This window comes from Burkholderia sp. SRS-25, from assembly GCF_004343765.1.
Taxonomy (GTDB): domain Bacteria; phylum Pseudomonadota; class Gammaproteobacteria; order Burkholderiales; family Burkholderiaceae; genus Burkholderia; species Burkholderia contaminans.
The window spans coordinates 32,397-58,607 of sequence record NZ_PTXM01000002.1 but is presented as its reverse complement, the minus strand read 5'-3'; the positions used below and the strand labels follow the sequence as shown (position 1 = coordinate 58,607).

Below are 26,211 nucleotides of genomic sequence, written 5' to 3'. Positions count from 1 at the left end.
CATGCCTCGACAATCCGACCTGCGTTTCACCTTCAACGCGGGTGGCATCGAGTTCGACGTCGTCCAGTTCGAACTGGACGAAGGCCTCAGCACGCCGTTCGCCCTGTCGGTGGACCTCGCCAATACCGATCCATCGATCGACTTCTCGGCCGTCCTCGACCACCCCGCGCAGCTCACCATCTGGCGCGCTGACCAGCCCGTGCGCTACGTCCATGGTCTGGTCAGCGATTTCGAACAGGGGGAAACCGGCTTTCGCCGCACCCGCTACCGTGCCATGGTTGAACCCAAACTTGCGCGCACCGGCCTGTGCGCGGACTGGCGCATCTTCCAACGGCAGAGCGTGCCGGACATTCTGTCTGCAGTGCTCAAGGAACACGAGATCACCGACTACGAACAGTTGGTGACCGAGACGCATCTGCCGCGTGAATATTGCGTGCAGGCAGGCGACAGCGACTTGCATTTCCTCGCCCGGCTGGCGGCGGAAGAAGGCTTCTACTACGCCTTTGCGTTTGCCGATGCCAGCCACCGCCTGGTGCATGGGGACAATCTCTACATCTTCGGCTCCATCGACGGCGGCCCGGTCGAATACAACGCCACGCCAGGAGGCGACCAACCTACGCCAGCGCTGCGTCGCTTCCGCTACAGCGAGCGCGTGCGCACTGCGCGGCAAACCCAGCGCGACTACACCTTCAAGCACCCGGCCTATAACCAGGAGCATCGACACGACGGCACGCAGCTCGACCACCAGGGGCAGGACTACGAGGTCTACCATTTCCCCGGCCGCTACAAGGAAGACGCGGCGGGGCAGCCCTTCACCCGAACCCGCCTGCTCGGGCTGCGCGGCGACGCCCGTACCGCGGAAGTGGAAGGCGACGATGCGCGCCTGGTGCCCGGCCTGGCCTTCGACCTCACCGGCCATCCCCGTGCCGACCTCAACCGCGGCTGGCGCCCCCTGCGCATCAGGCACCGCGGCGTGCAGCACACCAGCCAGGCCGAGGAAAGCGCAGGCGCGGAACAGGGCACCCACTACAGCTATACCGCCGAGCTGATTCCCGATGATGTGGAATGGCGTCCTCAGCCGATCGCCAAGCCGCGCATCGATGGCCCGCAGGTCGCCATCGTCGTCGGCCCGCCGGGCGAGGAAATCCACTGCGACGAGTGGGGCAGGGTGAAGGTCCAGTTCACCTGGGACCGGCAGGGCAAGTCCGACGAACACAGCTCCTGCTGGATCCGCGTTTCGCAGAACTGGGCCGGTGCCACCTGGGGCCACATGGCTATCCCGCGTATCGGCCAGGAAGTCCTGGTGGGCAATATCGACGGCGATTGCGACCAGCCTCTGATCATCGGCAGGACCTACATGGCCCTGCAGTTGCCGCCGTACGAGCTGCCCAAGCACAACATCCTCAGCACGATCAAAAGCAAGGAGCACAAGGCTGGGCGCAACAATGAACTGCTGTTCGACGACACGAACGGCGAGATCAGCACCACACTGCGCAGCGACCAGGGGGCCAGCGCGCTCAACCTGGGCTACCTCGTCCACCCGCGTCCGGGCGGCGGCAAAGCGCGCGGCAAGGGTTTCGAGCTGCGCACCGACGAGCACGGCGCCGTGCGCGCCGGCTCCGGCCTGCTGTTGACCACCGAGCCGCGCCCCCACGCCGGCGAGCACCACAAGGACCTCAAGGAGACCGCTGCCCGTCTGGACGTGGCCGGCGAGCAGCAGGATGGCTTCGGCACCCAGGCCCGCGAAGTACAGGCGCAGGAAACGGGCGACCAGGATGCGGTCGCCAAGGCCCTGCAAAAGCAGCACCAGGGCATCCTCGGCAGTGGCCCAGGTGACCCGGCCAGCAACAACTTTCCCGAGTTCGCGCAGCCGTACCTTGTCGTCGCCAGCCCGGTGGGTATCGCCACCAGCACGCCTGGCTCGACCCATATCGCCAGCGGCGAACACATTGCGCTCAGCAGTACGGAACATATCAGCATGACCAGCGGCAAGCGTCTGCTCGCCAGCGCCAGCCGTGGCATGCGTTTGTTCGTGCAGAGCCTTGGCTATCGCCTGGTGGCCGCGGCGGGGGACATCGACATCCGCGCGCTGAAAGACAGTATCAACCTGCTGGCCAAGCTCAACATCACCCACACCGCCGACCGCATCACGCTGAACGCCAAGACCGAGCTGGTCATCAACGGCGGCGGCAGCGCGACCGTCTACAACGCGGGCGGGATTACCCACCAGACCAGCGGCCGCTATACCGGCCACGCGGCCAAGTTCAGCTACACCGGCCCGAAAAATCGCGCGGCCAGCTTCCCGGCGCCGCCCAAGCCCAGCGAGGGAAATCTGGAACTGTTCAATCGTTACGCCAGTCGTTTTGCCAATGGCGCAGGCATCAGCGCGGGGACCTACGAAGTGGAGGACGCCATGGGCAAGATTTTCAAGGGGGCTCTCGACAAGGCCGGCCATAACGTAGTCGCAGGTGCAGCGCCCGGGCCCGCGCGCGTGCGGTTTGGCACGGATCCCGCCGACACCATGTCGGTGGCCAACTATTTCGGTACGGCACCCTGGCCTGAGGCTGAGGCGACGGGAAAATCGCAACGGTCGATCGCCATGGCAGGAGGGTTGATTGCAGCGAAGGACGCCGCAGAACCGATATCTGCCACTGGCCTCATGGGCAGCGTGGGCACGGGCGTGGCTGGCCTCATGGACCTCGCAGGCACGCTGACGTCCGCGTCTGGCCTGGGTCAGATTGCGCCTGTTCTCGGCCAGCTCGCAGGGGCCAAGAATGTATTGTTGAGCGCCGCCGGCAGCAAGATCCAGGGCTGGGTGCCGCCGCTTGCGGAAGCCGATCGCTGGCTGACCGGTGCCGCCCCAGCCTACGGGAAAGCCGCGACGAAGGCGAGCGATCCGATGGCGATGATGCGCACGCCGGGAATCCGCACATGAAGCGACCGGGTCTCTTTACGTTCTGGGCCGCGATGGATCTGCTCTACCTTGCGCGCTACCTCTGGCTGAACGCAGTGGAAGGCAAGATTCCGTTCGTTGCGGACATCCTTCGTCTCCAGAACCTAGAGCAGCCCACATGGTATGCCCCTCTGACAACTAGCTTGTCACTGGGGCTGACCTGCTTCATCGCGGTAACGGCTTATCTGTTTCTCACCAACAGTTGGGCAGCACGGCCGATGGCTTATGTCCAGATTCCGTTTCGTCTATTGCTGGCAGTGCCGTCGCTGTCGTTCATTCCCTGGCTGCTGAACCTGTTCGGTTCACACAGCCTGGTACTGAACATCGCGCTCCTGATCGTCTCCGAAAGCGTGAAGGTGTTCTCCCTCTATCGCAGCGGTCGTCACGGCGGCCATGCGAATCAACGGCCATTGTGAGGTAGCCGCATGCCGCGCAGCCTCTCTGTCTTCCCATGCCACTTGGCACTGCTACGCAGCGGTGTCGCTTCACGTTCAACCCCGTGAGTACACGTATGATGGATACGATCAGCAACACCGCATCCCCCGCCCGCGAAAGGCAGATTGCCGTCGTTCCGGTGAATCAAATCCAATCGGCGGACGTCGCGCTGAGCATCAAGGCCTTTGATGACTGGCTGATCAATATCAGCAGCGGCGCCATCTCGTTGGAGCGTCTGCGAAGTGCAGCAGGGAATGTGCCGGTGCTCGGCAACATCCTGCCGTTGGTAGATGGTCTCGGCGACCTCGTCACCCTGGTGCAAGCGCAATCACGTACCACCTTCGACTGGGCAACGTTAGGCATCAACCTCATTGGCTTGGCTCCGGCAGCCGACACCGCGCCGGCTCGCATGAGCCTGCGGCCGGCTTTGTTCCTTGTGCGCCAGGAACTGCGGCAGAGCGGGGGCCTTGGCGAGTCGGCCTTCAACACCCTGGCCACCCACCTCAATGCCAGCATCAAGGGCGAACTGGACGACTTCGTGCAACGGACCCAGGCCGAGTTGCCCGGGTTCATTGAAGAGGCGGCGACGCTGGGACAGACGCTGGTGCTGGACCTTGCCGCCGGCCTCAACGCGCTCGCCGTTGGCGCGCCGCTGGGGAGCGATGTGGCAGGGCCGGCGTCCTTGACGGCGGCAGGCGATTCGTGGCGCGACCCCACCTGTGTGTTCGCGAATGGTTACGACGCGGCCGTTCTCTTCCACAAGAGTGCGGCCAAGGCCAGTCTTGGCAAGGCTGCCGGCCCGCTGTCGGCGGAGGCGCTCGGCGTGCTGCAGTCCCACATAGCGGCGCTGCGCCGCTTTGCCCCGGAACTGGGCGTGCAGATCCGGCGGCTAGCCGATCCGGCCTTGGAGCAAAGCATCGGCTGGATCATTGCGCAATGGCAGCGCTCGCTCGCCGCAAGAGGTCCTAGCGTGGGGCAGAGCGCCAATGTCAAGCTCGATACCACCAGTATCAGCAACCAGGCGAGACCCGGGCAACCCCTCGAGGCACGAGAAGCCGAATGCAGGGCGGAGCAGGACCCCAGCGATTGCAAGAGCGGCACCTGCACTGGTACCGGCAGCAACATCAGCTTCGCCACGGGCAGCGAGTCCATCGCACATACCGACTTCATCCTGCCTGGCCCGTTCCCGATCGCCTGGACGCGCAGCTACCGCTCCAGCCAGGCCGCCTATGACAGTGGAGAACTCGGTGCGCGCTGGACGACTGTGTACACCAAGCGATTCGACGTGGCTGGGGAGCGCCTGCGCTATCACGCCGCCGATGGTCGCAGCCACGACTATCCGCTGCCCAAGGTTGGGCAACACCATGAGGATCGCATCGAGGACCTCATCCTCGTGCGCGTGAGCGATCACCAACTGGTGCTGTGCCGTGGCTACGAGCGGCGTGAGACCTACCAGCGCCACGGCGACCGCTTTCTGCTGGTGCGGATCGAGTTGCGCGGAGGCGCCGGCATGCTGCTCGGCTACGACCACCGCGTTGGCAATCGCGCGGTGCTGTCGGACCTGATCACCTACCAGGACGACCCCAGTCAGGTACACACCCGTCTCGGCGCCCTGGTGGACGAAGCGGGCCGCATCACTGGCCTGTGGCTGATGGGCGAGCACGAACCCCTGCGTCGCCTGAGCCTGTACCGCTACGACGCAGCGGGCGACCTCATCCTGGCCCAGGATGAGAACGCTGCCGCGTGGACCTATCAGTACCAGCACCACCTGATCACCCGGTACACGGATCGCACCGGCCGCGGCATGAATCTGGTCTGGCAGGGTGAGGGTGCGGATGCCCGCGCCGTGCGTGAGTGGGCGGATGACGGCAGCTTCGACACCCGTCTGGAGTGGGACGAGAACATTCGCCTCACCTACGTTACCGACGCCCACGGCCAGGAGACCTGGCACTACTACGACCACCTCGGCTACACCTACCGGATCGTTCACCCGGACCAGCGCTCTGAATGGTTCTTCCGGGACAGTGCCAAGAACGTCGTCCAGCACGTCAACAGCGCGGGCCATACCAATCGCTTCGCGCATGACGAGAACGGCAACCTGCTGGAACATATCCGCGCCGACGGCACCACCGTGCATTACGCGTGGGATAGCCAGGATCAACTCATCAAGGTCAGCGACGCCGAAGGTGGCCTCTGGCTGCGCGACTACGACACCCGCGGTCGGCTGACCGAAACCATCGATCCGCTGGGCAACAAGACTGAGTATGCCTACAACTTGATGGGGTTGCCGATTGGCATCACCGATGCCAACGGCAAACAGAAGCAGCTCGAATACAACGCAAACGGCCAGCTCACCCGCTACGTGGACTGCTCAGGTAAGGCTAGCACCTGGACCTATGACGAGCGTGGCCGGCTCATCCAAATAACCGATTCGGGTGGTAACGCCACCACCTACTGCTACGAAGCGGGTCAGCTCGCCACCATTGTTCAGCCGGACAACATCGAACACCGTTTCGAGCGGGATGCCGAGGGGCGCCTGTTGGCATACATGGATCCCCAAGGTCGGCGTACCACCTGGGGCTACAACGATGCTGGGTTGCTTGCATATCGCATCAGTGCTGCCGGGCAGAAGCTGCATTATCAATGGGACAAGCTTGGCCAGCTCACCGCACTGCGCAACGAGAACGGGCGCGAAACCACGTTTGTTTATGACTCGGTGGGCCGTTTGTTGGCCCAAAGTGGTTTCGATGGTGGCACCACGCGCTACGTGTATGACGATGCGAGTGGGATGCTGGCGCGTGCCATCGACGGCCAGCGCATCACCGCCTACAGCTTCGACGAGATGGGCCGGCTGATCGAACGGCGCGCTGCACTACAAACCGGCGACACGATCCCACGCGAGGCCGATTGGCAAGTTGAACGCTTCGCCTATGACGGCAACGGCAACCTGGCACTAGCGGTCAATGCGGATAGTCGCCTGCAATGGTTCCATGATCTGGCAGGCAACCTGGTGCGTGAGCACCAGCATTACTCCCGTCTAGCTAAGCCGCTGGTGGCGGTATGGCTGCATGAGTACGATGCGCTCAACCAGCGCATTGCAACCGTGCGTCCAGATGGTCACCGCGTCAGTTGGCTCACCTACGGCAGTGGCCACCTGCTGGCCCTCCAGTTGGATGATCGAGAACTGGTCAGCTACGAGCGAGACGACCTGCATCGCGAGGTGGCACGCCTGCAGGGCAATGGCTTGTTGCAGACGCAAGCATGGGATGCCGTGGGTCGACCGAGCGAGCAGGTGCTCGCGCGCGACACACTGAAAGGCCCGCCCGGGCAGACCAGCGGCGATAACCGCCTGCTGGTACGGCGCTATCAATATGACGCTGCCAGCCAGCTTACTGCTATCAATGACACGCGGCGCGGCCAACTGGCTTATCGTTACGACCCGGCGGGCAGATTGCTGGAAGCTGCCAGCCGGCTGGGTCAGGAAACCTTCGCGTTCGACCCCGCTGGCAATCTGATCGATCCGGACGAGGAGCGTGAAGCCGAGCGCCAGCACATGCCGCCCGTCAAGGCACTGGACAACCTGCTCAAGCAGTATGCCGGTACACATTACCAGTACGACGCTCGCGGCAACCTCACCCAGCGCTGGCATAACGGCAAGGAGAGTCGCTTCACCTGGGACCTGTTCGACCGGCTCACCCATTACGACGACGAGCGCTTGCAGGTCGACTACGCCTACGATGCGCTCGGGCGGAGATTGTTCAAGCACAGCCAGGCGCACTATCAGGAGCGGCGCGAAGCCGGCCCGCATTGGAACCGTGCTCAGCGCGTGAAGCGCAACCGTGAACTGGGCTGTGGCTTCACGCTGTACGGCTGGGATGGCGACACGCTGGCGTGGGAAAGCACCATCGCAGACGAGGACGGCTTCGGCGCGCGTACCACGCACTACGTGTACGAGCCGGGCAGATTCGTGCCAGTGGCGCAATCTGTACGGCACGAGCCGATCGCCTTGCTGGACCAGCCTAAGCACGGCGACTACTACCGGCGTGACAAGGATCCACTTTGGCTGCCGCCACCGCCCGCTCCGTCAATCGACAGTTTTGCCTGGTACCAGTGCGATCACTTGGGCACACCGCTCGAACTAACGGATGAGCGAGGCGCAATCGTATGGAATGCTGAGTACTCGGGTTGGGGGAAGGCTCGAGAGGTGATTTGCGAAGCGAGCGGGGCAGTCTCCCATGCCAACCCGATCCGCTTCCTGGGCCAGCATCATGATGCGGAATCCGGTTTGCATTACAACCGTTATCGCTATTACGACCCAAATGTCGGGCGCTACGTGTCAAAAGACCCCCTCGGGCTGCTCGGTGGCTACAACCTGTACGCCTATGTGCGGAATGCGCCGACTATGCGCAGCGATCCATTGGGTCTGCAGGACGTGGGATTCTTTAATGCGCCAGGAGTGCAGCAACGCGCTTCAGAGGGGATGTGGAGAATGCAGCAGGGGCAGAGTCCCGAGCAGATAATGAGGGAAATGTATCGGACGCCTCGTCCGATTATGACAGGTGAGTGCAGAGCTTCAGGAACCGTTGCGATGGGGACTGGCGGATCCATTGGGATTGCTGCAAACGAAAAAGCCGGATTGAGCGGGCAGGCGAGTATTCCAATGCTTGCCGCTGGCGCACGAGTGACAGCTTCTTGCGGATTTAAATTTAGCGATCCGGACGCCAAAAATTTACCGGCTTCGCCTGGTTTGGGATTTTCCGCTGGCATAGTTTCGATCGACATCGGGCAAACGTCGACTTGGCCAGAGCTGTACATCGGTATCGGTGCGGGTATCGGACCTGAAGTAAAGACACCCGTAACCCCTAGTTTATATGTGCCATTATTCTGAAGAATATATATGTGTGACCTTATTCAAGCGGCCAGAATTGTCATGTTTTTAATTTGTGGGATGCTAATTCTAGGCGGCGTCTTGTCGGCCTATCGGTTTTGTAGGAGGCGCGGAATCAATATGAATAAATTATCTGGCATGTTCGAGATGTATCGGCGTGTTTTTGTTTTTGAAAATAAGTCATTTTCCATCTTGATGTTTTTTTGTATGTATGGATCTGTTGCATTGATACTGGGGGTGTTTTTTTTAACGCAATGGGGCGTAGAGCAAGGCTGCAATTTCCCCCTGGCCAGGAACAAGACTTGGTGAGGCCACCGGTCTCAGAGGAAGAGGGCGATATCGATGACGCGCAGTCCATGGATGAGCTTGCGATACTTGCAGGCGATCATGTGCCGTAATGGCCTGACGAGATGCAGCCAGGTCAAGCTAATTGCGATTTTTTTTGTAGGACTTGCTCCGGGACTATCCATGGCGGCCGGCTACGCTCCAAGCGAATCAGAGATTATCGTGCTCAAATCGGTCATGAACGATGACATTAGCAACTTCTCGCAAGGTCGGCAGACCTATGCGGGAAATGTACTGAATGTGGCGGTGACTACCGTCACCGCAGACGAAGTTGCTCAGGCCTACAAGAAGGGGCGGTCTGCTGCCAATCATCAATTCTCAAAGAAATATGTACTACTTTCAGGTGTTGTTGCATCGCGCCAGGAAGACAGGAGTGGCTTGCCGACAGTGATGTTCCAGAGCACAGGCAAGTTTCAACTTCGTGCTCAATTTGATCCGGCGTTTGCAGCCCGCGGTCACCTCTTGCAAGAGGGTGATAAGGTTTCCTTAGGTTGTTCGCTTTCGAAAGCGGTGAAGGTCGGTGTTCATTTCGTGAACTGCAGGTTTGGAGACGATCTGGGAAAGATAGTTTGGGGAAAGTTGCGGACTTACCTGTTCGACTTCTATGAGGGCAAGCGCGCTGCGAACATCACAATTGCTGCGCTGGCAATCAACATTGCTCTATACGCACAGGTTTTGCCGCTTGATAGCGGCTGCCCGGATAACAAAGAAAGATGTGATGCCGCTTTCCAATCGGTTCGGTCGTTTGATGAATATCCGCAACTTCTGGCGAGCGTGATTAAACGGTTTCAGGATGCTGGCCTCGACTTTCGGGATTTCGAGGAACTACACAAGCACGAACTGGCCAAAGTCAAGCCACTAGAGGAGTCCGCGCGATGACGTGCTGGATGACGCAAAGGACACGGTTCTCGCCTGTATCGGAGGTGTGGCGGACGGCGCTGGAAATAGTTAACGTGGAGGATCACCATGGTGAAGTTTTAAACGGTTCTCGAAGCGATCAAGTCGATCGTTCGGCGCGACGTGTCACCTACGTTACCGACACCCACGGACAGGAGACCAGGCACTACTACGACAGCCTCGGCTACACCTACCGCATCATTCACCCGGACCAGCGCTCGGAATGGTTCTTCCGGGACAGTGCCAAGAAGCAACTGGGGAGTGCCGTGCAGGAGCAATGATTGCTGCTGGAACGGGCCTTTCCGTGGGAGCTTCCGTGAATGAGAAGGATGGCATCAGCGTGCAACCAAGCATCCCGATGATGGCAGTTGGTAGACGAGTGTCGGCGTCGTGCGGACTGCGGTTTAGAGATCCAAGCGCTGAATCACTAAAGGTTGGTCCAGCGGTCGGATTCAGTCGCGGGTTCTTTTCGGTAGATATAACCCATACTACATCGATATTCCCGGAGGCCTACATCGGAATTGGTGCTGGCATTGGTCAAGAGATTGAGATGCCATTTTCGCCAAGCGTAAATTTACCGGGATTTGAGGTTAAGTGATGTGTAAATACATTCAAATTTATAGAATTTCGATCGCTTTCATATGCGTTGTTATGCTAGCTTCGGCGTTTTTTGTTTCGCATGGGTTTTGCAAGAGGCAAGGAATAAATCCGAATACTTTATCTGGAATGTTGGAGATGTATCGTTGTGTTTTAAAATTCGAAAATAAGAAATTTTCGATATTGATGTTGGTGGCGATGTATGGTGGCGCTTTGGTGGTGCTTGGCGGAGTGATGCTGACGACGTGGGGCGAAAAGCAAGGTTGTAATTTCCCCGCCATTCTCAAGTTTGCCTTATAGCGATAAGCGGGAAATACTATTGAATTAAAGGTGCATGGGATGGAGTGCTATTTAAAGGATAGAGTCGGTTGTAGTTTTCGAATCCGAGATATGGGATGGCGATTGCGTCTGTATATGATCTTTGTCGCGGCGGGCATGCCGAGTATAGGTGTCGCGAGCAGCTATATCCCTAGCGATGTTGAAACTGCTCTTCTAACGATCGGCCGACAGGATGATGTGCGTGCATTTGCGGCGGGACAACAGAGCTATGCCGCACTGGTCTTGAATATCGACGTTGCGACAGCACAGGAAATCGCGGGCGTCTACCAAAGCAAAAGTGATGGGAAGGCCAATCACCGGTTCCTGAGCAGACGCGTGCTTGTGTCCGGCATTGTTGATGCGGTATGGCCAGACGACCTCGATCGTACGGTGCTCGTGTATGCCGACACGGGTGCGACCCAAGTACGGGCGATAGCGCATGGTAACCAGGCGTCGCGGGTGGCTACCTGGCGTGCAGGAAGCAAGGTTTCCCTCGTCTGCACCGGTGTAGGCGGAACCTCGCGTGCCGTTAGCTTTGACGATTGTGAGAATGCGGACGACGTTGGCCGGCGCGAATGGGAGCGTTTGGCTGCTTGGCTTGCCGATTTCTATCAAGGCAAATATGTCCCGAACGTGATGATCGTCACGCTGGCCATCAATATCGCGGCGCGGGCTAGGAGGATGCCTGCTGATCACGGCTGCGTTGAAAGCCTCGAGAAATGCCGGGAAGCGGCGACGGCGGTCGGTTCCCTGACCAGCGACAAAGGCCTTTTGAAGGAAGCCGTGCAGCGATTCGAGGCGAATGGACTCGATCTCGGCGTGCTGGTGCCCGTACGGCTGGAGCCATAGTTGAGAGGGAACATGTGCGACAAAATTCAAATGATCCGGATTCTCCTATTTGCCATCTGCGCAGTGATGGTGTTTGGGGGAATCTTTGCGATACACAGGTTCTGCAAGCGAAAGGGAATCGACATGAACACATCCCCCTGCATGTTTGAGATGTACCGCCGTGTCTTTGCATTCGAGGAAACCCGATACGCTTCCAGGGGCAGTGCCATGGCCATGAAGTGAATTTAAAGAAAGGCTACTTGGAGCAATTAAAGAGATTGGGGTTATTTTATTCTGGTGGGAATATTTTAATAAATTGGTTCCGTATGACTCGAATATTTAATAATCCTATATTTCTGATGGTTTTGGTTATTTTCGTATTTTGTTTGATTTCTTCTTTGGGGCCAACTTCGAATCAGGAAACATACAATGGGAAGCTCGGGCGGTGTGTTGATATGTGCAAGGAGTTAAATCGATTTGGTCGACTGATTAAGCCTAATCCGGTATCGCCAAAGTACACGATAGTAGACTATAAATGTGAGTGCTATTAAATTAAATGGCCTCTTGAGGCGTAAGTGCAATAAGCGTAGACCTCCTGTCCGGTACAGGAACACTGAAAATGTGTTGCCATCCGTTAGGTTGGATGGTACTAGCTTGGGTGCGCCGGCTGGAGTTTGGGCGTGGGCGCTCTCGAGCTCTAAGAGTATGGGGCGACGATGTAGCGCGTATGGGATGGAGTTTGACGATGGGAATGAATCATCTCCTTTTTGATTTTGCAAGACGAAAGGCGGGTGAGTTTAAAGAAAATCCACTTGAAATTCTAAAAGAGATTGGAACTCTTTCATTCTGATGAGCACATTTTCATTTTTGAGTATATGCATGGCCATCGGTTTTACTCTTGTGTGGTCGAGCATTTTTCTGCGGAAAATTTTTAGGCAGAAAAAGATCGCGTGGAGCGACGTCAAGACTTGGATCAAGAACGTCATTGATTCGCTTTTTGGGATGGGGTAGCGCGACAAGCGTACGGAGGGGCTGTACGGACCTCTAGTGAGTTGTAGATCTATGGATTCATCAGTCGAGTTGACGAACTGGGGCGAACATGGATTAACCCGGTTTTCGGTATTGAGATGTTTCGGAGTTTTCGCGATGTTGGATCGCTGGCGAAAAGGCGGAAGGCTCATGTGCGACGACATTAAAATTATCCGGATTCTCCTATTTGCCATCTGTGTAGCGATGGTGTTCGGGGGAATCTTTGCGACACACCGGTTCTGCAAGCGAAAGGGGATCGACATGAACACGTTCCCTGGCATGTTCGAGATGTACCGCCGCGTCTTTGCGTTCGAGGAAAGAGCGTTCTCTCTCCTGGTCCTGGTCTGCATGTACGGCTCGGCCGTGCTCGGGCTGACGGTCATCGCGCTAACCCTCTGGGGCGCGGGGCAGGGGTGTGAGTTCCCCATTGGCAGAAATACACATGGATAAATACGGAGGGGGAAATGCCCATGCGCTTTCAATGCAATCAGGTTCAGCGTTCGGTGCGACGTGTCGGTTTGCGTTTGCGGCTCTGTGCCCTCCTGGTTGCCGCGCTGGTTCCAGGGCTGGGTGTTGCCGGCGGCTACGTTCCCAGTGAGATCGAAACCGATATGCTGCGGGCGATTATTCACGATGACCTTCAGGCCATCACCGAGGGCCGGGAGAATTACGCCGCCACGGTATTGAAGATCCCCATGGCTACGGCATCCGAAGTTGCACGCGCTTATGCGGAAAACCAAGGGACTGCTGATCTTCGATTCCAGAACAAGCGTGTGCTCTTGTCTGGCGTTACCGCATCTGTCCAAGACGGTGGGCAAGGCCGGACGCTGGTGGTGTTCGACGTCCCCGGTGCCGTCGTGGTGCGTGCCCAGCCCCGCAGCGAGGTGGTGCCGAGAGCGATGGCCTTGCGCCCGGGCGACCTGTCCGTTTTCGCCTGTAAGGCCGAGGGCGAGCGAGCCGGCGCCATCGAATTTACCGATTGCGAGTTCGGAGACGACTTCGTACGGCGCACCTGGAAAGCCATGCAGGCCGAGCTTGACGCCTTCTACCAAGGCAAGCCGGCCAAGGCCATCTGGGCACCGACGCTCGCGATCAACTTGGCCATGCGGGCCAGCCAGATGCCGCTCAACAACGGCTGCGCGGAAAGTCTCGACAAGTGCCGGGCGTCGTCGATGGCCGTGGGTTCTCTGAAAGGCGAAGCAGGCGACCGCCTCTTGAAGGCGACCATACAGCGGTTCCGTGACGCTGGCCTCGACCTCAGCCTGTTCACCCCGCCCCCCGTGAACCCGTAGCGAGCGGGGCACATGTCTGCCCATGGGCGCGAACGACGTTTCGCCGCCCGGCTCGGCCGCGCAACTGCGCCAGCCTCAAGCCATGAGGCTGGGCATCCCGAGCGTAGACGCCCTATCAGAAAATGCCGCATCGGATCGCGGCTCATCGATTCCAATTACACATTCCGAGTAACCCGCGATGGATAGCACTAACAGCAACGCCGCAGTACCTGGAGGAAAACAAGTAGCCGTCGTCCCAGTGAACCTGATCCAGCCCGCTGACGTGGGGCAGAGCATCAGTGCCTTCGACGATTGGCTGATCAGCATCAGCGACGGCACGATCACGCTAGAACGTATCTCCACCGTGGCTGGTGCGCTGCCCGTGTTGGGCAACATCCTCGCACTGGCTGACGTGTTCGGCGATATCGTCACCCTTGCGAAGAGCAAAGAGTGCCATATGCTCGATTGGGTGAGCCTGGGCATCAACCTGATGGGTGTGGTGCCCTTGCCCGGCACTGCCGCTGCTCGCATGAGTTTGCGCCCAGGCTTGTTCCTCGTGCGCCAGGAGTTGCGCAAGAGCGGCAAGCAACTGGTCGGCGAGGCGATGCTTACGGTGCTCGCTACCAGTTTGAACTCCGCCATCAAGGGCGGTCTGGAGGACTTCGTAACAAAAGTACAGGCCGAACTGCACGGTTTCATCGAAGCGGCTGCCACGTATGGTGAAGAGCTGATCTTCGACCTGGCCAACGGACTGGACGCGATCGTACTGAGCGAATTGGATGCCGAGGGCAATCTCAAGGCGGCGAAGGCGGAACTGTTCGAGGCCACTGGCAAGCTCTGGCGTGACCCGCTCGGCATTTTCACCAATGTGTATGGCGCCGCCACGCAATTCCAGGCGGGCGTGGCCAAGGCCAGCGTCAACCTGGCGACAATGGCAATACCGCAGCGCGTCTGCGACGCGGTGCTGCGGGAGACCGCAGCACTTCGTCGGCTGTCCCCCGAACTCGGCCGGCAGATTCGCCGACTGGCCGACGAAAACGTTGAGCAGAGCATTGGCTGGATCATCGCAGGCCTAGCCCGCGCGGTCCTCGCCCGCGGTCCAGGCCGGGGACATGGCGCTAACATCAAGCCGGGTACCACCAGCACCAGCAGGACGAGCCACCCGGGGCAGCCGCTGGAGCCGCGCCTTGTCGAGCGTAGGGCTCAAGGCGATGCCAAGCCCCAGAAAAACGGGACGTGCGTCGGCACTTGCGGCAGCATCAGCTTCGCCATGGGCATCGAGACCATCGCGCATACCGACTTCACCCTGCCGGGCCCGTTCCCTATCGAATGGACACGCACCTACCGCTCTAGCCTCGGCGCCTTCGACGATGGCGAACTGGGCGCACGCTGGATGACGCCATACACCATGCGCTTCGACGTGCAGGGCGAAGGCCTGCGCTATCACGGTGCCGATGGTCGCAGCCACGACTATCCGTTGCCCAAGGTTGGGCAACTCCATGAGGATCGCATCGAAGACCTCATCCTGGTTCGCGTGAGCGATCACCAACTGGTCCTGTGCCGTGGCTACGAGCGGCGTGAGACCTACCAGCGTCACGGCGATCGTTACCTGCTGGTGCGGATCGAACTGCGCGGTGGCGCCGGCATGCTGCTCGGCTACGACCACCGCGTTGGCAATCGCGCGGTGCTGTCGGACCTGATCACCTACCAGGACGACCCCAGTCAGCCGCATACCCGCCTGGGCACCCTGGTGGACGAAGCGGGCCGCATCACTGGCCTGTGGCTGATGGGCGAAAACGAACCCCTGCGCCGCCTGAGCCTGTACCGCTACGACGAAGCGGGCGACCTTATCCTGGCCCAGGATGAGAACGCTGCCGCGTGGACCTATCAGTACCAGCACCACCTGATCACCCGGTACACGGATCGCACCGGCCGCGGCATGAATCTGGTCTGGCAGGGTGAGGGTGCGGATGCCCGCGCCGTGCGTGAGTGGGCGGATGACGGCAGCTTCGACACCCGTCTGGAGTGGGACGAGAACATTCGCCTCACCTACGTTACCGACGCCCACGGCCAGGAGACCTGGCACTACTACGACCACCTCGGCTACACCTACCGCATCATCCATCCCGATCAGCGCGAGGAATGGCTGTTCCGCGACGAAGCCAAGAACGTCGTCCAGCACATCCACACGGACGGCAGCGAGGACTGCTACGCCTACGACGAGAACGGTAACCTGCTCGAACACGTCCGCGCCGACGGCTCGGTCGTGCACTACGCCTGGGACACTCAAGACCAGCTCATCAAGATCAGCGACGCCGAGGGCGGTCTTTGGCTGCGCGACTACGATACCCGCGGTCGGCTCACGGAGGCCATCGACCCGCTGGGTAACAAGACCGAGTACGCGTACAACCTGATGGGTCTGCCGATCGGCATTACCGATGCCAGCGGCAAGACCAAGCAGCTTGAGTACAACAGCAGCGGCCAGCTCACCCGCTACGTGGACTGCTCGGCCAAGGCCAGCAGCTGGGCCTACGACGAGCGCGGCCAGCTCGTGCAGTTCACCAACGCAGCCGGGCAGGTCACCCACTACCGCCATGAGGCCGGCCAGCTCGCCGCCATTCGCTACCCCGACGATACCGAAGAGCACTTCGAGCGCGACGCAGAGGGCCGCCTGCTGACCCACATCGATGCGCTGGGCCGACGTACCGAATGGGACTACACCGAGGTCGGCTTGCTGGCGAAACGCGTGGACGCCGCCGGCCAGTCTCTGCGCTACCAGTGGGATAAGCTCGGCCAGCTCACCGCGCTGCGCAACGAAAACGGCCGCGATGCCGAGTTCCACTACGACCCGGTGGGCCGTCTGCTGGCGGAAACCGGCTTCGACGGTGCTACCACGCGCTACCAGTACGAGGAAGCAACCGGCAATCTGGCGCGTGCCATCGACGGGCAGCGCATCACCGCCTACACCTTCGACCCGATGGGGCGCCTCACCGAGCGGCGCGCCGCGCTGCAAACTGGGGATGCAGCTCCGCGTGAGCAGGACTGGCAGGTCGAGACCTTCGCCTACGACCTCAACGGCAACCTGGCGCTGGCCTGCAATGCCGACAGCCGCCTGCAATGGTTCCACGACCCGGCCGGAAACCTTGTGCGCGAGCACCAGCACTACACCCGCCTGGGCCAGCCGCTGGTCGGGGTGTGGCAACACGAATACGACGCGCTGAACCAGCGCGTCGCCACCGTGCGCCCGGACGGCCACCGCGTCAGTTGGCTCACCTATGGCAGCGGCCATCTGCTGGCGCTGCAACTCGACGAGCGCGAACTCGTCAGCTACGAGCGCGACGACCTGCACCGCGAAGTCGCGCGCCTACAGGGCAACCGGCTGCTGCAAACGCAGCAGTGGGACGCCATGGGGCGGCTCAGCGAGCAGGTGCTCGCGCGCGACACGCCCGCCCCAACGCACACGGGCGGCGGCAACCGCCTGCTGGTGCGCCGCTACCGCTACGACGCCAGCGGCCAGCTCACCGACATCAACGACACGCGGCGCGGCCAGCTTGCCTACCGCTACGATCCGGTGGGCCGCTTGCTCGAAGCGCAAAGCCTGCTCGGCCACGAGACCTTCGACTTCGATCCGGCCAGCAACCTGATCGATCCGGCCGAGCAGCGCGAAGCTGAGCGCCAGCGTATGCCGCGCATCAAGGCGCTGGACAACCTGCTCAAGCAATACGCCGGCACCCACTACCAGTACGACGCGCGCGGCAACCTCACGCAACGCTGGCACAACGGCAAGGAAGGCCGCTTCACCTGGGACCTGTTCGACCGGCTCACCCACTACGAAGACGAGCGCCTGAAGGTCGACTACACCTACGACGCGCTCGGCCGGCGCCTGTCCAAGCACAGCCAGGCGCACTACGAGGACAGACGAGAAGCGGGGCCGCACTGGAACCGTGCCGAACGGGTCAAGCGCAACCGCGAACTGCAATGCGGCTTCACGCTGTACGGCTGGGACGGCGACACGCTGGCGTGGGAGAGCAAGATCGCCGATGAGGACGGCTTTGGTGCGCGCACCACGCACTACGTCTACGAGCCGGGCAGCTTTGTGCCGGTGGCGCAGGCGGTGCGCGACGACGCCATCGAACTGCTCGACCAGCCCGAGTACGGCGATTACTACCGGCAGGACGAAGACCCGCTGTGGGGCCCTCCGCCGCCAGCGCCGCTGATCAACAGCCTGGCGTGGTACCAGTGCGACCACCTCGGTACACCGCAGGAACTGACGGACGAGCACAGCGAGATTGCATGGAGCGCAGAGTATCGCGCGTGGGGACTAGCGAAGGAAGCCATCCGGAAAGCATCCAGCAAAACACCGATCGCTAACCCGATACGCTTCCAGGGGCAGTACCATGACCATGAGTCGGGGCTGCATTACAGCCGGTATCGGTACTATGATCCGGAGGTGGGGAGGTTTGTTGGCAAGGATCCGATTGGGTATACCAGTGGATTGAACCTGTATCAATACGCGCCGAATCCGGTAGGATGGATCGATCCACTTGGGTTGCAGCGGAAGCAAAAATGTCCCTGTCCTGATTACCTTCCCAACGAGGCAATTGTGTGTAGAGGAGGCAGCTGTACTGCAGAGAAATTTCGGCAGGGATCTGGTGTTACCGTCGGTACGGACGGAAAACTGGACGGTGTTTCGGTAAACAGTGCCACGGGAAAATCACTAGACGACCTGACCAATGGTATCCCGCATGGGAAGGTTGGTGTTACAACGGTCGGGGATGTCAGAGCGGCGGGTGGCGACGTGATTGCATCGCCAACTTATAACAACAAGAATCATGCGACCTTGTCGGGTATAACTGCCGAACAAGCGGAAGCGCTTATGACGCCGACTGTTCGCAATCCAAATGCAAGAAAGTAGGTGGAAAATGAATGAAGAAATGTTGAATGAAATAGAGGCTCGTTGTAAGGCGGCTACGCCCGGACCTTGGGTGTCGTATGTTGAAGGGAGAGATCATGAAAGTGGTTCAAACTTCATTATGACTGGTCCGGAAGGGGCTCGCGGTGAAGATATTGAGTTGAGTGGCGCAACCGTCGAGGATCAAGATTTTATCGCTCATGCCAGGCAAGATATACCGGCGTTACTTGCTGAGATCAGGAGGCTTATGGATATGTTGAAGAGTAAATAAATTTGATTTTTTGCGTTTTTGACACGAGAGGCTTGTAATGACCGGGCGTGGGGGGAAGCGCAGGAGGTGAGCAGCGAGCGACCTGCAAGGCCGAGGTCGTGAATCCGCCACGCTTGGTTGTGCACGACTACGATTGAGTATCGAACCAACTTCTTCATACTGCTGAGAGACGCCAAGATGCCGTGTGGGACAAGGGGAGGTGGAGAGTCGCCCAACATACGATAGCGCTACGACGAAGAGTGCACTCTGTGAGCGCACGAGGTTTTGGGCAATCGTTGGGGTACTGGGAGCGAGCGGTAGACGGGGCCGCATTACAACCGGCATCGGTATTACGATCCCAACAGCGGGCGGTTCGTCAGTAAGGACCCGATCGGGCTCGCGGGTGGATTGAACATCTACGCGTACGGTCCAAATCCAATTGAATGGGTTGATCCGTTAGGGCTGGCAGGAAACAGAGCGAACCGTCGAGCCGGTAGTATCCTGAGTGATATTGATTCATCTGGAGGCGGCCATGCTTACGCGCGCCACGGTGCAGGAACGACAATGGCGCAGCAAGAACATCGCGCAAAGACGGGCATCCCCCCCGACAATCCGTGTCCTAAACGTCCGCGGCCGATCAATTCAACTCGATTCCTTAGCAACATCGACCAACTGGATGCAATTCAGCGAGGTATTGCGTTGATAGACGCAAACGGGACCAACACGGAGACATTTGATATGGGCAGAACTGTCGGCGAAGGCTATAGGGCGGGTGGTGGTTGCCCTGAGACAACGAAGAGGGTTACGGTGGTTCGGCGCAATGGAAATATCGTGACTGCATATCCACAGCTATGACTAAACTGATTAATTTCAATTATCTTCGTCCGCTATACTATTTTCTTCTGTCTATGACGGATGATGAGTTGGACGATTTTTATATCAATACTGAAGAAGGGGCAAGGAGGATCTATGAAGAGGCGAAGGCCGAATTCAGTCGCTTTGGTCCGGTCTCTCAGGAGCGTGTTATTGATGTATTGGAATACGTTCTGGCTTCAAATTCTTGGCTCGAAAACTGGAAGGAAATTATTCCTCAGGAGGTTCCGCTGGACGACGTCGATGACAAAATGAAATATGTTCACGATCTCTTCGTCTCATTGGCAGGTCGTGAGCCAAGCCTTGAGTTCGATGTAAGCGACGTTGAAGTAACGGATGCTGTCGGGCCAGAAGGATTAGCCATCAAGAAGTAGCGCAGGGTGAGGGCTTTACAACCGGCGCCGGTGCAATGTGACCCGGGTAGTGGACGATTCGTATCGAAAGACCCGATCGGGCTGGCCGCTGGTATCAACATGTTCCAGTATGCGCCTAACCCAGTCCAGTGGATCGATCCACTAGGGTTATCTGGTCGAAAGGAGCATAAACCACGCATTGAGGATGGGAACAGTAAAGAGGGGTGGCATCATATTGATGAACGTCATATCAGTGGAACCCATTCATCAGGTGCTGGAGATCTCTTCCCACCTGAAACCTGAGCTTCCCCTGAAATTTCGCCTTCCAATAGGTCGTGTGTAAACTCGACGGAAAGGAAGGAAGTTAGGCATGTTCAAGGTACCGAAACAGTCGTACACGGCAGAGTTCAAGTTGGCCGCCGTACAGCGGGTCAAGGATGGCCAGGGAGTGGCCGTCGTGGCCCGCGAGCTGGGCATTTCTGAGCAGACGCTTCGCAACTGGGTGAAGGGTGAAGCGTGGGGCAAGCTCAACGGCGCCGGAGCGAAGCCGGTCACGCCGGAGCAGATGGAACTGTCGCGTCTGCGAGCGGAGAACAAGCGCCTGCAGATGGAGCTTGAGATCGCAATGAGAGCGGCAGCATACTTCGCGAAGGACCTGCTGTGAGGTATGCCTGGATCGACCGGCAGGTCGGGCAATATCCGCTGTCGTCGTTGTGCCACGTGCTGTCGGTCAGCGTGAACGGTTATCGCGCGTGGAAGCGCGGCGGTAGACCGGGGCGAACGCGATTGACGGACACGCAATTGCTGACGCTGATCCGGACGGTGCACGCCGAGGCCAAGGGCGCATACGGCTCGCCACGCATGATCAAGGAAATCCGTGATCGAGGCTTTCCAGTCAGCAAGGCGCGCGTGGAACGGCTGATGCGTGAGAACGGCATCCGGGCCCGGCACAAGCGCCGTTACCGAGCGACGACCGATTCGAAGCACAAGCTGCCGGTTGCGCCGAATCTGTTGAATCGGGAGTTCACGCCCGCCGAGCCGAGTCAGGTGTTCAGCTCGGACATCACGTACATCTGGACCGACGAGGGTTGGCTGTACCTGGCCGTGGTGCTCGACCTGTTTAACCGGGAGGTGGTTGGCTGGTCGATCAAGCCGCGCATGAGGGCGGATCTCGTAACGGACGCGCTGACGATGGCTTGGTTCCGCCGCCGACCCGCGCTGGGCGCACTGTGCCACTCGGATCGGGGCAGTCAATACGCGAGTCACGAGTTCCAACGCAAACTGGCCGCCTACGGCATGCGCTGCTCGATGAGCCGCAAGGGAAATTGTTGGGACAACGCCCCGACGGAAGCTTCTTTAACAGCTTGAAGAACGAACGGGTTCATGCCACGCGCTACCGGACGCATCAGGACGCGAAGGTCGATCTGTTCGAATACATCGAAGTGTTTTACAACCGCAGTCGTCGTCATTCGTCGCTCGGCTTTGTTTCTCCGGAGCGGTTCCTTCGGGACTGGATCAAAGCTCAGCAGACCAAGGACGCCGCGGCATAACTCGGGACCGTTGGAAGGCGAAATACCGAGGGAACCTCAAGCTTCTGGCCATCGCGTCCGAGCACTACAACGAGAAGCATCCCCATAGCGCGTTGAAATATCGCTCGCCAAGAGCGTTCCGTCGCGCAATGGATTCAGCAATCTTAGTGTGACGCTGTGTCCGGGATTACAGGGTCAACTCCAAGGCATCGAAACCGCCGACCATAGGCCAGCCCGTCAGAAACGGAGTCCTTCGACCAACTCTGATTCGGGCCTGTTGGTAACGGCACCCGCGTGCGCTTGGGACTGCACTGAGCGTCGCGTGAGGAGCGGGAGGCGATCAGGTTGCGCGCCGGACGAATGATGGCCCGACGCACCGGTTACTGCTCATCGTGAAGCCGGCCGGCCCGCATGCGGGCCAGCCAGCCGACGCAGGGTCGTCACGCGTACGCAGCCACCTGCTCGGCATCGCGCTTGACCTGCTCGATGTCGCGATACTGCGCGGCCGGATGTTCGTCCGGCAGCCGCGCCGACCCGCCGAACAGCTTCTCGCGCAGCGTGCCCGGCGCATAGCCGGTCGGATACACGCCGCGCCGCTGCAGTTCGGGGACGAGATAACGCACGACATCCTCGAAGGTTTCATGCGCCACCGCATACGCGAGGTTGAAGCCATCCACGTCGGTGGCGGCGACCCATTCCTGCAGGATGTCCGCGACGGTCGCGGCCGACCCGACGAACACCGGGCCCAGGCCGCCGATGCCGCCCCAGGCCGCCAGCTCCTCGATCGTCCATGCGGTGTCGCCGCCTGCGAGGTGCTCGACCGCCGACACGATCGCATTCGTTTCGACGCGCCGGACGGGATCGTTCGGTGCGTACTGGCCGAAGTCGATGCCGGTCCAGCCCGACATGAACACCAGCGAACCGTCGTACGACACGTACTTGCGGTATTCGTCGAACTTGGCCTGCGCCTTCTCGTCGGTTTCGTCGACGATCACGGTGACGAGGTTGTAGATCAGGACCTTGCTTGCGTCGCGCCCGGCGGCCGTGGCCTGCGCGCGCACGTCGGCCACGTAGCGCGCGAGCTGCGGGCGGGTCGGCGCGGCGACGAACACGCATTCCGCATGCTGCGCGGCGAACACCTTGCCGGGGCCGGACGCACCGGCCTGGAACAGCACCGGCGTGCGCTGCGGCGACGGTTCGCACAGGTGGTAGCCGGGCACGTCGAAGAAGCGGCCCTTGTGGCCGATCTCGTGCACTTTCTCCGGATGCGTGAACACGCGGCCGTCGCGATCGCGCACGACCGCACCGTCTTCCCAGCTGCCTTCGAACAGCTTGTACAGCACCTCGACGTATTCCGCTGCGACCGCGTAACGGTCGTCGTGGGTACGCAGGCCGTTGTCGCCGACGTTCTTCGCGCCGCTTTCAAGGTAGGACGTGACGATATTCCACGCGAGCCGGCCCTTCGTGTGATGGTCGGCGGTCGACAGCCGGCGCGCGAACGTGTACGGGTGCTCGAAGGTCGTCGACGCGGTGATGCCGATGCCGAGATGTTCGGTCGCCATCGCGATCGGCGCGGCGAGCTGCAGCGGATCGTTGACCGGGATCTGCGCGGCCTGGTGCAGCGCGTGGTAATTGCTGCCTTTGTAAACGTCGTAGTAGCCGATCACGTCCGCGATGAAGATCGCGTCGAAAATCCCGCGTTCGAGCACGCGGGCGAGGTCGGTCCAGTAGTCGAGATCCTTGTACTGCCACGAGCGGTCGCGCGGATGGGCCCACAGCCCGGGCGACTGGTGGCCGACGCAGTTCATCTCGAATGCGTTGAAGCGGATGGTCTTGCTCATTGGGCGGCTCCCGTCCCTGCCTGCGCGTTCGCGCCCGCACCCGGGCCGTTGCCGATCTGCCAGACGAACGGCGGCGTGCGCCCGTTGATGATCCAGTCGCCGACGATCCGCGCCTTGTAGACGAGCGGATTGTGCGACGACACGGTGCGCGCGTTGCGCCAGTGACGATCGAGCGCCGTCGTGCTGCGGGTCGCCGACGCACCGAGCGCGTCGAACAGGCGCGTCGCCGCGCGCAGCACGAGGTCCGACACGACGAGCTGGCTTTGCGCGGATTCGATCTCGGCCGCGACGTTGGCATCGTGCTCGGCCGCCTCATCGCCGCCGAAGTGCGCTTCGTAGGCCTGTTGCAGCGGCTGCGCGGCGCGCTGCGCGAGCGCGTCGGCCGCATAGGCCCACGACGCGATCTCGCCGATCACCTGCTGCAGCTGCGCGTCGTCGGCCGCGCGCGGGGCGTTGCCGTGGCTGTACACGCGGGTGCGGCGGCGCACCAGATCGCCCGCGTCGCGCACGATCGCGTGGCCGATGCCGGCCAGCGTCGCGACGTGGAAGAGCTGGTAGAACGCCGTCTGGTACTTGAAGCGTCGCGCGAAGTCGATCACGTCCCGTGCGTCGACCGCCGCATCTTCGAAGCGCGTGGTGCCGCTGCCGGTCGTCGTCTGGCCGAAGCCGTCCCAGTCGTCTTCGCGGATCACGCCGGGTTGCGCGGTCGAGACGGCGACGATCACGTCGCTGCCGTCGTCCGCGCGTTGCGCGAACACGTCGATCCAGTCGGCGAACAGGCTGCCGGTGCTGTAGAACTTCCGGCCGTTCAGCACGAGCCGGCCATTCTTTTCGGATACCTTCGTGATGGTCTGGCCGAGCGCCACGTCGCCGGTTTCCGTCCACGCATTGCCGACGAGCTGGCCGCTCGCGAAACGGTCGAACCAGGTCTGGCGATCGGCGCCGGGCGGCGCGTTCAGCCAGTCCTCGACGAATGCGAAGTGCCCGCGCAAGGCCTGCGGCAGATTGGAATCGGCGGCGGCGAGTTCCGTCAGCAGCCGGAACAGCTGCGGCAGCGACGCGCCGGCGCCACCATCGCGCACCGGCAGCCGCACGGCGCCGAAGCCCGCGGCCTTCAGCCAGCCGATCGCCTCGTGCGGCAGCTCGCGGCGGCGTTCGCGCTCCGCGGTGCCGGCCGCGATGCGTTCGAAGATCGGCCTGAAGCGGCTGGCAAGCGCGTCATAGTCGGTGCCGATGGAAAGTTCGGTTGCTGCGGGAGAGGAAGTCATGCAGAGATCCTTGAAAGGCGCGGCCGTCGATGCCGGCAGGCCAGTATAGGAAGCACGCTGCGGACGATCCAATAACGGATTCGTACATCGTTATCGTCATCGGGCATTACGCGGGCGAGGCGGCGCGGCACCGATGCCGGGGCGTCGATATCGTCGCTGATGCGCGGTTCACCGCGGGCCGCACACCGCATCGTTTGTCATGCGAAGGAATATCGTTGTGCGAATCGCTCGGTTTGCCGGCGGTCGGCGCGCTGCTAGATTGAACGTTTCCGTCAATCAGCAGGAGAGCCCGATGTCAGTGACGAGCGCCACGATCCAGGAACGATCGGCCGAAACGCAACCGCAGGCGGCCCGTGTGATCGCCGACGACGCGCAGGCCATCGCGGCCGCGCATGCACTTGCGCAGCGGCTCGCGGAAGGGGCGGCCGAGCGCGACCGGGAGCGCCGGCTGCCGCGTGACGAGATCGAATGGTTCTCGCAGTCGGGGCTGTGGGCCATCACCGTGCCGAAGGCTTACGGCGGCGCGGGCGTGTCGCACGTGACGCTGACGGAAGTGGTGAGGATCGTCGCGTCGGCCGATCCGTCGCTCGGGCAGTTGCCGCAGAATCATTTCGGGCTGGTCGACGTGATCGCGCTGACCGGCACCGACGCGCAGAAGCGCCACTTGTTCTCGGAAGTGCTGAGCGGCAAGCGGTTCGGCAACGGCTTTTCGGAGAAGGGCACGAAGCACGTGCTCGACCTGAAGACGCGCGTGCGCCGGGACGGCGACGACTATGTCGTCGACGGCACCAAGTTCTATTCGACCGGGGCGCTGTTCGCGCATTACGTGCCGGTGCTCGGCCTCGACGACGAGGGCCGCGCGTGGCTTGCGTACATTCGCCAGCCCGCGCCTGGGCTGACCGTGATCGACGACTGGTCGGGGTTCGGGCAGCGGACCACCGCGAGCGGCACCGTCGTGCTCGACAACGTGCGCGTGCCGGCTTCGCACGTGCTGCCGGCCCAGCGCGTGTCGGATCTGCCGACGCTGAACGGGCCGCTGTCGCAGATCATCCAGGCCGCGATCGACGCGGGCATCGCGAAGGCCGCGCTCGACGACACGCTGGCGTTCGTGCGCACGCGCACGCGGCCGTGGGTCGACAGCGGTGTCGAGCGGGCGGCCGACGATCCGCTGACGATCCGCGAGATCGGCCATCTGCATATCCAGCTGCACGCGGCGGAGGCGCTGCTCGAGCGCGCGGCACGTACGCTCGACGAGATCGCGGCGCGCGGCGACGTGACCGAGGACGATGTCGCACGCGCGTCCGTGGCGGTGGGCGAGGCGAAGGTGCTGACGACGGAAGTCGCACTGCTCGCGGGCGAGAAGCTGTTCGAGCTGGCCGGTACGCAATCGACGCTGGCCGAGCACAACCTCGACCGGCACTGGCGCAATGCACGCACGCATACGCTGCACGATCCGGTGCGGTGGAAATATCACCTCGTCGGCAACTACTACCTGAACGGCGTGCGGCCGGCGCGCCATGCGTGGAATTGAACGCGTGGCGATCGTGGTGTCATGGCTCGGTGATGGGGGAGCGTGTCGCCACGGTCGAATGCATCCGCGCGATTACGGGCGAACGCGGCAATG

Annotated in this window: 15 protein-coding genes and 2 pseudogenes; 15 read left to right on the top strand and 2 right to left on the bottom strand. The window is 60.9% G+C overall.

Annotated features, from left to right (window positions below; all coding sequences use genetic code 11):
- The first annotated feature begins 1 nt into the window (after position 1).
- From tssI to C5O79_RS01210, 14 genes and pseudogenes are all read left to right on the top strand, one after another.
- The gene (gene tssI / locus C5O79_RS01275; protein WP_122478183.1) at positions 2-2,935 is read left to right on the top strand and encodes a type VI secretion system Vgr family protein; all 2,934 of its coding nucleotides are present in this window, start codon (positions 2-4) and stop codon (positions 2,933-2,935) included.
- On the top strand, positions 2,932-3,369 hold the full coding sequence (locus C5O79_RS01270) for a hypothetical protein (RefSeq protein ID WP_124474482.1): 438 nt from the start codon (positions 2,932-2,934) through the stop codon (positions 3,367-3,369). Before tssI ends, C5O79_RS01270 begins: the two co-directional genes overlap by 4 nt.
- Before the next feature lie 95 nt (positions 3,370-3,464).
- A complete protein-coding gene (locus tag C5O79_RS01265) occupies positions 3,465-8,276 on the top strand; it encodes an RHS repeat-associated core domain-containing protein (protein ID WP_163009072.1) in 4,812 nt (1,603 codons plus the stop codon).
- A 342-nt stretch (positions 8,277-8,618) separates the two neighbouring features.
- Positions 8,619-9,500: a hypothetical protein gene (locus C5O79_RS01260; protein WP_122478177.1), complete on the top strand. Its 882-nt coding sequence runs from the start codon at positions 8,619-8,621 to the stop codon at positions 9,498-9,500.
- Complete coding sequence (locus C5O79_RS01255) at positions 9,497-9,799, top strand: hypothetical protein (protein WP_122478174.1); 303 nt, start codon at positions 9,497-9,499, stop codon at positions 9,797-9,799. The genes C5O79_RS01260 and C5O79_RS01255 overlap by 4 nt, the downstream gene beginning before the upstream one ends.
- A 730-nt stretch (positions 9,800-10,529) precedes the next feature.
- A complete protein-coding gene (locus C5O79_RS01250; protein ID WP_163009071.1) occupies positions 10,530-11,282 on the top strand; it encodes a hypothetical protein in 753 nt (250 codons plus the stop codon).
- 1,125 nt (positions 11,283-12,407) lie between these two features.
- On the top strand, positions 12,408-12,740 hold the full coding sequence (locus C5O79_RS01245) for a hypothetical protein (protein WP_131931053.1): 333 nt from the start codon (positions 12,408-12,410) through the stop codon (positions 12,738-12,740).
- A gap of 14 nt (positions 12,741-12,754) precedes the next feature.
- On the top strand, positions 12,755-13,582 hold the full coding sequence (locus C5O79_RS01240; protein ID WP_131931052.1) for a hypothetical protein: 828 nt from the start codon (positions 12,755-12,757) through the stop codon (positions 13,580-13,582).
- A gap of 178 nt (positions 13,583-13,760) precedes the next feature.
- Positions 13,761-18,476: an RHS repeat-associated core domain-containing protein gene (locus C5O79_RS01235; RefSeq protein ID WP_122478160.1), complete on the top strand. Its 4,716-nt coding sequence runs from the start codon at positions 13,761-13,763 to the stop codon at positions 18,474-18,476.
- A 7-nt stretch (positions 18,477-18,483) separates the two neighbouring features.
- A complete protein-coding gene (locus tag C5O79_RS01230) occupies positions 18,484-18,744 on the top strand; it encodes a hypothetical protein (RefSeq protein WP_163009070.1) in 261 nt (86 codons plus the stop codon).
- A gap of 312 nt (positions 18,745-19,056) precedes the next feature.
- Positions 19,057-19,578: pseudogene (locus C5O79_RS01225) on the top strand (RHS repeat-associated core domain-containing protein); the annotation flags it as partial.
- Complete coding sequence (locus C5O79_RS01220; RefSeq protein ID WP_131931051.1) at positions 19,575-19,970, top strand: hypothetical protein; 396 nt, start codon at positions 19,575-19,577, stop codon at positions 19,968-19,970. The pseudogene C5O79_RS01225 and the gene C5O79_RS01220, both read left to right, overlap by 4 nt.
- Positions 19,971-19,976: 6 nt before the next feature.
- Positions 19,977-20,252, top strand: a complete 276-nt coding sequence (locus C5O79_RS38450; protein ID WP_335904800.1) for an RHS repeat-associated core domain-containing protein — start codon at positions 19,977-19,979, stop codon at positions 20,250-20,252.
- A gap of 67 nt (positions 20,253-20,319) precedes the next feature.
- A pseudogene (locus C5O79_RS01210) lies at positions 20,320-21,499 on the top strand (IS3 family transposase).
- Between the two features lie 419 nt (positions 21,500-21,918).
- Here the strand turns inward: C5O79_RS01210 and C5O79_RS01200 are convergent.
- Both C5O79_RS01200 and C5O79_RS01195 read right to left on the bottom strand, forming a co-directional pair.
- Positions 21,919-23,319, bottom strand: a complete 1,401-nt coding sequence (locus tag C5O79_RS01200) for an LLM class flavin-dependent oxidoreductase (protein WP_122478150.1) — start codon at positions 23,317-23,319, stop codon at positions 21,919-21,921.
- Complete coding sequence (locus C5O79_RS01195) at positions 23,316-24,587, bottom strand: acyl-CoA dehydrogenase family protein (RefSeq protein ID WP_047853161.1); 1,272 nt, start codon at positions 24,585-24,587, stop codon at positions 23,316-23,318. The genes C5O79_RS01200 and C5O79_RS01195 overlap by 4 nt, the downstream gene beginning before the upstream one ends.
- 292 nt (positions 24,588-24,879) lie before the next feature.
- Here C5O79_RS01195 and C5O79_RS01190 point away from each other — a divergent pair, with 292 nt between their 5' ends.
- Entirely contained in the window at positions 24,880-26,118 is a 1,239-nt protein-coding gene (locus C5O79_RS01190; protein WP_122479003.1) for an SfnB family sulfur acquisition oxidoreductase, read from the top strand.
- Positions 26,119-26,211 lie beyond the last annotated feature (93 nt).

Excerpts from the sequence above, each read along its gene's own strand:
- tssI (WP_122478183.1), top strand. The coding sequence starts at position 2 with ATGCCTCGACAATCCGACCTGCGTTTCACCTTCAACGCGGGTGGCATC.
- C5O79_RS01270 (WP_124474482.1), top strand. The coding sequence starts at position 2,932 with ATGAAGCGACCGGGTCTCTTTACGTTCTGGGCCGCGATGGATCTGCTC.
- C5O79_RS01265 (WP_163009072.1), top strand. The coding sequence starts at position 3,465 with ATGATGGATACGATCAGCAACACCGCATCCCCCGCCCGCGAAAGGCAG.
- C5O79_RS01260 (WP_122478177.1), top strand. The coding sequence starts at position 8,619 with ATGACGCGCAGTCCATGGATGAGCTTGCGATACTTGCAGGCGATCATG.
- C5O79_RS01255 (WP_122478174.1), top strand. The coding sequence starts at position 9,497 with ATGACGTGCTGGATGACGCAAAGGACACGGTTCTCGCCTGTATCGGAG.
- C5O79_RS01250 (WP_163009071.1), top strand. The coding sequence starts at position 10,530 with ATGATCTTTGTCGCGGCGGGCATGCCGAGTATAGGTGTCGCGAGCAGC.
- C5O79_RS01245 (WP_131931053.1), top strand. The coding sequence starts at position 12,408 with ATGTTGGATCGCTGGCGAAAAGGCGGAAGGCTCATGTGCGACGACATT.
- C5O79_RS01240 (WP_131931052.1), top strand. The coding sequence starts at position 12,755 with ATGCCCATGCGCTTTCAATGCAATCAGGTTCAGCGTTCGGTGCGACGT.
- C5O79_RS01235 (WP_122478160.1), top strand. The coding sequence starts at position 13,761 with ATGGATAGCACTAACAGCAACGCCGCAGTACCTGGAGGAAAACAAGTA.
- C5O79_RS01230 (WP_163009070.1), top strand. The coding sequence starts at position 18,484 with ATGAATGAAGAAATGTTGAATGAAATAGAGGCTCGTTGTAAGGCGGCT.
- C5O79_RS01220 (WP_131931051.1), top strand. The coding sequence starts at position 19,575 with ATGACTAAACTGATTAATTTCAATTATCTTCGTCCGCTATACTATTTT.
- C5O79_RS01200 (WP_122478150.1), bottom strand. The coding sequence starts at position 23,319 with ATGAGCAAGACCATCCGCTTCAACGCATTCGAGATGAACTGCGTCGGC.
- C5O79_RS01195 (WP_047853161.1), bottom strand. The coding sequence starts at position 24,587 with ATGACTTCCTCTCCCGCAGCAACCGAACTTTCCATCGGCACCGACTAT.
- C5O79_RS01190 (WP_122479003.1), top strand. The coding sequence starts at position 24,880 with ATGTCAGTGACGAGCGCCACGATCCAGGAACGATCGGCCGAAACGCAA.